The following is a 7,857-nucleotide window of genomic DNA, read 5'->3' as shown; positions in this document are numbered from 1 at the left end:
CCCTTGAGTAGATCGGAAACCCAATGAAAATCGCGATCCTCTCGCGTAACGCCAAGCTTTATTCGACGGTCAGCCTGATCAAGGCGGCGCGCAAGCGCGGCCACCGCGTGCGCGTGCTCGATCCGCTGCGCTGCTACATGCGCATCGAGCCGGGCAAGTTCCTCATGCGCTACAAGAGCCGCCCGCTCAACGGCATCGACGCGGTGATCCCGCGCATCGGCAATTCGATCACCTTCTACGGCACGGCAGTGCTGCGCCAGTTCGAAATGATGGGCGTGTACACGCCGAATTCTTCGGACGCGGTGCTGCGCGCGCGCGACAAGCTGCGCTCGATGCAACTGCTGGCGCGCGAGAACATCGGCCTGCCCGCGACCGTGTTCGGCGACAATCCCGACGACACCGCCGACCTGCTCGCCCTGCTCGGCGATGCGCCACACGTGATCAAGCTCAACGAGGGCGCGCAGGGGCAGGGCGTGCTGCTCGCCGAGAAGCGCAGCGCATCGCAAGGCATGATCGAGGCGTTCCGCGGCCTCTACGCCAACTTCCTCGTGCAGGAGTACATCAAGGAAGCCAAGGGCGCGGACATCCGCTGCTTCGTCGTCGGCGGCAAGGTCGTCGCCGCGATGCAGCGCCAGGCGCGCGAGGGCGAGTTCCGTTCGAACCTGCACCGTGGCGGCATCGCGACCGTGGCCGATCTCGATGCCGCGGAAATCGACACCGCGGTGCGCGCCGCGCGCGTGATGGGACTCAACATCGCCGGCGTCGACTTGCTGCGTTCCAAGCGCGGGCCGCTCGTGCTCGAGGTCAATTCCTCGCCCGGACTCGAAGGCATCGAGGGCACGACGGGGGTCGACATCGCGGGCGAGATCATCGAATACCTCGAGCGCCGCGTGCAGAGGCGCCAGGCACGCCGGCGCTGAATTGTTGCGCTGTGGAAGCGTCGGCTGGCCAGGTTACGAAGCTTTTCGTTGACAGGGATTTGGCGACGGAACTACGATGGATTACGTAGTATTCGTCCGCCAACTACAGGGTCCCTCGTGAAACGAGCCGTCCATTTTCTTGTCCTGCTCTCTTCGGTGCAGTTGCTGTGCTTCGGCATCGCCTTTGCCGACGACAAGGTCGTCGAGAAACCCGTCGCGGCGGACACGCCGGAGAAATTCGCCGATACCGCGACCTTGATCCACCGGGAAATGGGTGTCGGCGGGCGCTACGAATTCATCCGTGCCGACGACAAGGCCAGGGCCGAAGCTGATCTGGACACGATGACGGCGATGATCGGCAAGGCCGGCTCGGTCGCGGCGATGAGCAAGGAGGATCAGGTCCGCTTGTTCAACACGCAGGAACATCTGAACGGCATCCTGACCCACAGCGACCGCAACCGTCTGGTATGCGAGCGACAAAGGCCGATCGGATCGAATATTCCGCAGAACTCCTGCAAGACCGTTGCAGAGATCGAGAAGATGCGCCGCGACTCGCAGAAATACATGAAGGACCACGCCCAGGACGCGAACGTCAATCACGCGGCGTGGCTGGCCGGGCACGCAAACGGGCATTGATGTCTGGACGAAACCGGTGATCTGGCCGTGCCTCGCTGCTGACGCTCCTGTTGCAGATCTGTTCCCGATCATTGCCGCATAACTTGGCTCGCGGTAGCGGTGAACTTACGAAGTTCTTCGTTGACATCGCTGCGGAAGTCGAACTACGATGGGCTACGTAGTATTTTCGTCCGTCAACCTCGGGGGTCGATCGTGAAGCCTTTCTTCCGCAATCTGGTTCTGCTCGCCTCGGTACAATTGTTTGGCCTGGGGTTGGCCATCGCCGCAGACAAAGTCCTCGAAAAACCGGTCGCTGCCGATACGCCGGAGAAGTTCGACCAGGTCGCTGCGCAAATCCGCAAGGAAATGGGGCCTGAAGGTCGCTATGAATTCATTCGCGCCGACGACAAGGCCAAGGCAAATGCCGATCTCGATGCGATCGCCGCAATGCTGCAGAAGTCCGGTTCGGTTTCGGCGATGGCGCAAGGCGACCAGGTGAAACTGTTCAACACGCAGGAACACCTCAACGGCATTCTGACCCACAACGACCGCAACCGCCTGGTTTGCGAGCGGCAAAAGCCGATCGGATCGAATATTCCGCAGAACTCCTGCAAGACGGTCGCGGAAATCGAGAAGATGCGCCGCGACTCGCAGAAATACATGCTCGACCATGGTCGCGATGCGAATTCCAACAGCGCCGCCATGAACAGGGTGGGCGGGGACACCGCGCCGGGGCGTCACTGAATCATCGGACCGCGTCTCGGTGCCGCGGGGTTTGCAGCCCACCCGACCCGTGCCGGCGCGGTGTAGCTGTGCCCTATAACGGCTACGAAGCCCTTCGTTGACATCGCGACGGGAATCAAACTACGATGGACTACGTAGTTATCCATCAACAATCGGGGGTTTATCGTGAAGTCGTTTTTCCGTCATCTGGTCCTGCTTGCATCGATGCAGGCACTTGGCTTGAGCATGGCCGTCGCCGCGGACAAGGTCGTCGAAAAGCCGGTTGCCGCTGATACGCCGGAGAAGTTCGCGGAAGTTGCCGCGCAGATTCGCAAGGAAATGGGCGTCGGCGGCCGCTACGAGTACATCCATACCGAAGACAAGGCCAAGGCCGACGCCGATCTCGACAGCATAACGGCGATGTTGCAGAGGGCCGGCTCAGTGTCGGCGATGCCGCAGGACGCGCGCCTGCAACTGCTCAATACGCAGGAACATCTCAACGGCATCCTGACCCACAACGACAGGAATCGTCTCGTCTGCGAACGCCGTGCACCGGTCGGCACGAACATTCCGCAGACCACCTGCAAGACCGTGGCGGATATCGAGAAGTCCCGGCGTGAGTCGCAGAAGTACATGAACGACCATTCCAACGATGCGAACGTCAACGCCGCGGCGATGCGTCGGGGCGGTTGAAAGGCGATGAACGCCGGCGGATCCGACGAATTTGCCCGGACGACCGACGCCGTTCCGGGCGGGCTCAAGCCGGAGTAAGATCGGCCACCAGCGAGGCGAGGACGATGCGAAGCATACATCCCAATCCACCGGTTCCACGTCCGACCGAAGCCGAAATCGACATCCTGCGCGTGCTCTGGGACCAGGGCGCGTGCACGGTGCGCGAGGTGCACGAACGCCTCTACGGCGACGGCGGCGTCGGCTACACGACCGTGCTCAAGCTGATGCAGATCATGCACGCCAAGGGCCTGGTCGTACGCGACGATGCGCAGCGCGCGCACGTCTATCGTGCTGCGGTGAGCAGGCAGCGCACGCAGAAGCGCTTTCTTTCCGAGATGGTCACGCGCCTGTTCAACGGCTCGCCCTCGCAGCTCGTGCTGCACGCGCTCGGCGAGGCACCGCGCGCATCGAAAGCGGAGTTGAGGCAGATCCGCGAGTTGCTCGATCGCATCGATGGTGGAGGCAAATCGCAATGAACGCGCTGACCACCGAACTGGTGCCGTACGTGCACGCGTTGGGATGGAGCCTGCTGCATTTTCTCTGGCAGGGGGCGTTGATCGGCCTGGCCTACGCGCTGCTGCGCGGCTCGTGCAGAACCAGTGTTGCGCGCCATCGCCTCGGCATGCTTTGCCTGATGGCGATGCTCGCCTGTCCGCTCGTGACACTGGCTCTGCTGTGGCCTACGCCGGTCGATCCGGCGGATCTTTCCACGGCGATGTCGTCCGTTTCGACGGCGAGTGTTTCCGCATCGGCCGAAGTGACGCCCGCCGGTCTCGAGGCCTGGCTGCCCTGGTGCGTGGGCCTGTGGCTGGCCGGTGTCTGCATGATCGCGCTGCGTTCGTTCCTGCACTGGCGCCATCTGGCCGCGCTCGTGCGCAGTGCGACCGCTCTGCCGCGTGATTGGCAGCTGCGCCTGATCGAACTGCGCCAGCGTTTCGGCATCCTGCGTCCGGTGCGCCTGCTCGCTTCGTTCGCGGTCGCGACGCCGACCCTGGTCGGCTGGCTCAAGCCGACGATCCTGTTGCCGGCGAGCCTGCTCAGCGGCTTCACCCCCGCACAGATCGAACTGATCCTCGCGCATGAACTCGCCCATGTGCGCCGCTACGACTACATCGCCAACCTGATCCAGGTTGTCGTCGAGACGCTGCTGTTCTATCACCCGGTCGTGCACTGGATCTGCGCCGACGTGCGTCAGCAGCGCGAACAGTGCTGCGACGATCTCGTGCTCGGCGTCGGTGGCGGCGAGCGTCTGGCCTATGCGCGTACGCTCGCCGATCTGGAAGAATGGACACAAGGCGAATCGGGCTTTGGCGCCGCGATGCCGGCGCTCGGTGCCGGTGGTGGCGTGTTGCTCGAGCGCGTGCGCCGCATCGTCGATCCGCGCCCCGCGCGATCACCCGGACTTCTCTCGCGCGACAACGGCATGACCTTGCCCGCCCTGCTTGCCGGCGCGGGCCTGTTGCTGGCGTTGCTGCGCCTGCATGCGCCGTCGGCGGATGCGCTCGGCGCGGCGTTGGTGCGCGCTTCGGCGACCAGTGCCGAGCTGCTCGCGGTCGCGACACTGCGCATTCACGCCGACACGCCGATCCTGGCGTCGCGGATCAGACCGACCACGCTCGTCGTGCCGCCGCCGCGTGAGGCGGATCGGCCGCCTGTAGCGGTCGCACCGCCAGCGTCGAAGGTCGCGGAGCGGACAGAGGCGCCAGCTGCAATCGTTACTCCGCATATCGCAGCGACGGATCCCAGCGCGGTCTCCTTGCCGTCCAGCCCGGCCGCGGTGCAGGCGCAGGCAGCAGCGGTTCCCGTGCCGTCAGTCGTTGCCGAGAAGACGCCAGCTGCGGTGATTGCGCCATCGGGCCCGCAGGCTTTGCGTGTCGTGCAGCCGTCCTATCCGCTCGATGCGCTGCGCAACGGCGTCGCGGGCAAGGTCGATCTGGAATTCCGGGTCGACGGCGAAGGCCGCGTGCGCGACATCCATGTTCTCTCCGCGCAACCGGCTGGCGTGTTCGAGCAGTCGGCGATCGCGGCGCTGCGCCAGTGGCGCTTCGAGGTGCCCTCCACATCGGCTCGCTTCACGCGCAGTTTCGCGTTCACGCGCGGCGCCAGTGCGACGGAAAATTGCCGCGAAATCACCGGCTCGCACATTTGTCGCAAGCCAAATCCAGATGGTGAGTCGAATTAACGAAACCCATAGATCGGCTTAACGTCCATTTAATCGGGCGATGCCTAACATCCTCCTCACTGTACTTGCTCGACACTCCCAAGGTCAGGTCAGGTGACTGGCAGGTTACGGTAATCGGGGCAGTAGCTTTAAGCCCAAGCGAGGTGCGTTCCCCCACTGGCGCCTCCTTGGGCTTTTTTATTGGGTGTTTTCCGGCCATCGTCCGCGATGGCCGAAGTCGAAAAGCGGCCAGCCTCGTCACGCTTGGTTTGTTTCAGCCCTCGTCCCTGATGGCAAAATCGAGAAGCGGCCAGCCTTGGCCGTACTTGTCGACAACAACAACCTTCTACTACCGTTTTTGATCTCTGCGCGGTTGTGTTTGAAGGAACTCCGCGCCCCAGGCGGCGATCCAATTCCGACCGGCCGAGCAATTCGGACGCCATACGAGTAAGCTTTGCATATGCGCATACTGGTCATTGAAGACAACAGCGATATCGCCGCGAACATCGGCGACTATCTCGAGGAAAAAGGCCACACGGTCGACTTCGCCGGCGACGGCGTCACCGGCCTGCATCTGGCCATCTCGCACGACTTCGATGCGATCGTGCTCGACCTCACTCTGCCTGGCATGGATGGCCTTGAACTCTGCCGCAAGCTGCGCCAGGAAGCGCGTCGGCAGACGCCGGTGCTGATGCTGACCGCGCGCGATGCGCTTGATCAGAAGCTGACCGGCTTCGACTCCGGCGCCGACGACTACATGGTCAAACCGTTTGCGCTGCAGGAACTCGAAGCACGCCTGTCGGTGCTCGCGCGCCGCGGCAAAGGCATCCAGAGCCGCGTGCTGCAGGTCGCCGACCTGACCTACAACCTCGACACGTTGATCGTCACCCGCGGCGAAAAGGCGATCCAGCTCAACCCGATCGGGCTCAAGCTGCTGCAGAACCTGATGGAATCGAGCCCGTCGGTGGTCACGCGCCAAGAACTCGAGACGCGCGTGTGGGGCGAGGAACTGCCCGACAGCGATTCCCTACGCGTGCACATCCACGGCCTGCGTGCCGCAATCGACAAGCCGTTCGAGAAGCCGCTGATCCAGACGCGCCACGGTATCGGCTATCGCATGGTCGATCCCGACGCCGCAGCAAACTGACTGCGCTGCCTGCTTGCGTAGCGCCGACACTTCGCCGATCCTTCGGCGCGCATGAAACCCGCGAAATTCCGCAGGCGGCTGCGCAGCCGCATCATCATCTCGTTCGCGCTGTTCGGCTTCGGGCTGACGGCGTTGTTCGCGGCGGCGACCTTGTACATGCGCGCACGGCTCGAAGACCAGCTGGTCAACAACGATCTCGGCAGGCAGGTCAAAAATTTCGTCGATTTCAAGCGCGACAATCAAGACGAAAATGCGCAGTGGAATCCACCGCAGTACGATCCCGTACCCTATATCGCCAGCGCACGTAATTTCTCCAGGGTGCCGTTCGACCTGCAGAAGTACGATACGACGGGAGTGTACGACGTAGAACTGCCTGGAACGGACGGCAAAGTGCGTCCGCACAAGCTGGCAGTTTACAAGGACGCGGACTACTGGGCTTTCCTTTGGAACGACTACGGCCCGCAGAAACTCAACGAACACCAGCTCTACCGTGGTCTCGTCGTCAGCGTGTTCGTTTTCGGCGTATTGTCGCTGCTCATCGGCTTCTGGTTGTCGCGTCGGGTGATGCGACCAGTGACCGATCTGGCGCAACGCATTCGTACCCTTCGGCAGAAGGGCAAGCCCGAACCGCTTGCTCCGCATTTCGCCGAGGACGAAGTCGGCGAGCTCGCGGCGGCGTTCGACGACTATTCCCGACGCATGACCGCGATCGTCGTGCGCGACCGCGATTTCAACGCCGATGTCAGCCACGAACTGCGCACGCCGCTCGCGGTGATCTCGGGGACCACCGAACTGCTGCTCGCATCCGACCGGATCGACGACAAGATCCGCGAACGCCTGAAGCGCGTCGAGCGCGCGGCCAAACAGTCGACCGAGCTGACCAACGCACTGCTGCATCTGTCGCGCAGCGAGCGCGGCGCGCCGAACGACGGCGAGACCACGGATGTCGCCAAGGTGGTAGAGCAGGTCATCGACGTCTACCGCTCGCACATCGGGCGCAAGCCGATCGACGTGCATCTGGAAGTCGAACAGCCGCTCGAAGTCGTCGCGCCGTCGTCGGTGATCTCGGTCGCGCTCGGCAACCTGATCGGCAACGCATTCAAGTACACGCAGAAGGGCGACGTGATCATCACGGTCGGCGCCAGGCGCGGCGTCGTCACGGTCGAGGATTCGGGTCCCGGCATCAAGCAGGAGGATGCGGACAAGCTCTTTCAGCGCGGCGTACGCGGCGAATCATCGGAAGGGACCTCCGGCGCGGGACTCGGCCTCGCCATCGTCATCCGCCTCTGCGAACTCTACGACTGGAAGGTGTCGCTTGCGCCGCGCCCGCAAGGCGGCGCCGTCGCCACGCTCGACTTCCGTTTGCGCTCCTAGAGCGTCCGGCCGTTTTCGATGTGGACGACTTGGCCACCGAGCGCGGCCACATCGTCGGGATCGTGAGTGATCACCGCCATCGGCACGCCGAACTGCGCGCGCACAGCGAGCAGTTCGTCACGCAGGCGCGCGCGCAGCGATGTGTCGAGCGCGGCGAACGGCTCGTCGAGCAGCAGCAGGCGCGG

Annotated in this window: 8 protein-coding genes and 1 pseudogene; 8 read left to right on the top strand and 1 reads right to left on the bottom strand. The window is 63.4% G+C overall.

What is annotated here, in order from left to right:
* Window positions 1–23: 23 nt before the first annotated feature.
* The 8 genes from rimK to VF497_RS09330 all read left to right on the top strand — a co-directional run bounded on the left by rimK (window position 24) and on the right by VF497_RS09330 (window position 7,672).
* Window positions 24–920 carry a 30S ribosomal protein S6--L-glutamate ligase gene (gene rimK, locus VF497_RS09365; protein WP_330887978.1) on the top strand — a complete coding sequence of 299 codons (897 nt, stop codon included), beginning with the start codon at window positions 24–26 and terminating at the stop codon, window positions 918–920.
* A gap of 117 nt (window positions 921–1,037) precedes the next feature.
* Window positions 1,038–1,556 carry a hypothetical protein gene (locus VF497_RS09360; RefSeq protein WP_330887976.1) on the top strand — a complete coding sequence of 173 codons (519 nt, stop codon included), beginning with the start codon at window positions 1,038–1,040 and terminating at the stop codon, window positions 1,554–1,556.
* Between the two features lie 120 nt (window positions 1,557–1,676).
* Window positions 1,677–2,279, top strand: a complete 603-nt coding sequence (locus VF497_RS09355; RefSeq protein ID WP_330887974.1) for a hypothetical protein — start codon at window positions 1,677–1,679, stop codon at window positions 2,277–2,279.
* A gap of 165 nt (window positions 2,280–2,444) precedes the next feature.
* Window positions 2,445–2,951: a hypothetical protein gene (locus tag VF497_RS09350; RefSeq protein ID WP_330887972.1), complete on the top strand. Its 507-nt coding sequence runs from the start codon at window positions 2,445–2,447 to the stop codon at window positions 2,949–2,951.
* A gap of 104 nt (window positions 2,952–3,055) precedes the next feature.
* A complete protein-coding gene (locus VF497_RS09345; protein ID WP_330887970.1) occupies window positions 3,056–3,466 on the top strand; it encodes a BlaI/MecI/CopY family transcriptional regulator in 411 nt (136 codons plus the stop codon).
* Window positions 3,463–5,172 (top strand): TonB family protein, encoded by a 1,710-nt coding sequence (locus tag VF497_RS09340; protein WP_330887968.1) that lies wholly within the window; start codon window positions 3,463–3,465, stop codon window positions 5,170–5,172. The genes VF497_RS09345 and VF497_RS09340 overlap by 4 nt, the downstream gene beginning before the upstream one ends.
* Window positions 5,173–5,611: 439 nt before the next feature.
* On the top strand, window positions 5,612–6,298 hold the full coding sequence (locus VF497_RS09335; RefSeq protein WP_330887966.1) for a response regulator transcription factor: 687 nt from the start codon (window positions 5,612–5,614) through the stop codon (window positions 6,296–6,298).
* A 51-nt stretch (window positions 6,299–6,349) separates the two neighbouring features.
* On the top strand, window positions 6,350–7,672 hold the full coding sequence (locus VF497_RS09330) for a HAMP domain-containing sensor histidine kinase (protein ID WP_330887964.1): 1,323 nt from the start codon (window positions 6,350–6,352) through the stop codon (window positions 7,670–7,672).
* On the opposite strand, the pseudogene VF497_RS09325 reads toward VF497_RS09330, so the two are convergent.
* A pseudogene (locus VF497_RS09325) lies at window positions 7,669–7,857 on the bottom strand (ABC transporter ATP-binding protein); the annotation flags it as partial. The gene VF497_RS09330 and the pseudogene VF497_RS09325 overlap by 4 nt on opposite strands.

It is taken from the genome of Rudaea sp. (assembly GCF_036383415.1).
In the GTDB taxonomy this organism is placed as follows: Bacteria; Pseudomonadota; Gammaproteobacteria; order Xanthomonadales; family Rhodanobacteraceae; genus Rudaea.
This window is presented reverse-complemented; position numbering and strand designations above follow the sequence as displayed.

Excerpts from the sequence above, each read along its gene's own strand:
- rimK (WP_330887978.1), top strand. The coding sequence starts at position 24 with ATGAAAATCGCGATCCTCTCGCGTAACGCCAAGCTTTATTCGACGGTC.
- VF497_RS09345 (WP_330887970.1), top strand. The coding sequence starts at position 3,056 with ATGCGAAGCATACATCCCAATCCACCGGTTCCACGTCCGACCGAAGCC.
- VF497_RS09340 (WP_330887968.1), top strand. The coding sequence starts at position 3,463 with ATGAACGCGCTGACCACCGAACTGGTGCCGTACGTGCACGCGTTGGGA.
- VF497_RS09335 (WP_330887966.1), top strand. The coding sequence starts at position 5,612 with ATGCGCATACTGGTCATTGAAGACAACAGCGATATCGCCGCGAACATC.
- VF497_RS09330 (WP_330887964.1), top strand. The coding sequence starts at position 6,350 with ATGAAACCCGCGAAATTCCGCAGGCGGCTGCGCAGCCGCATCATCATC.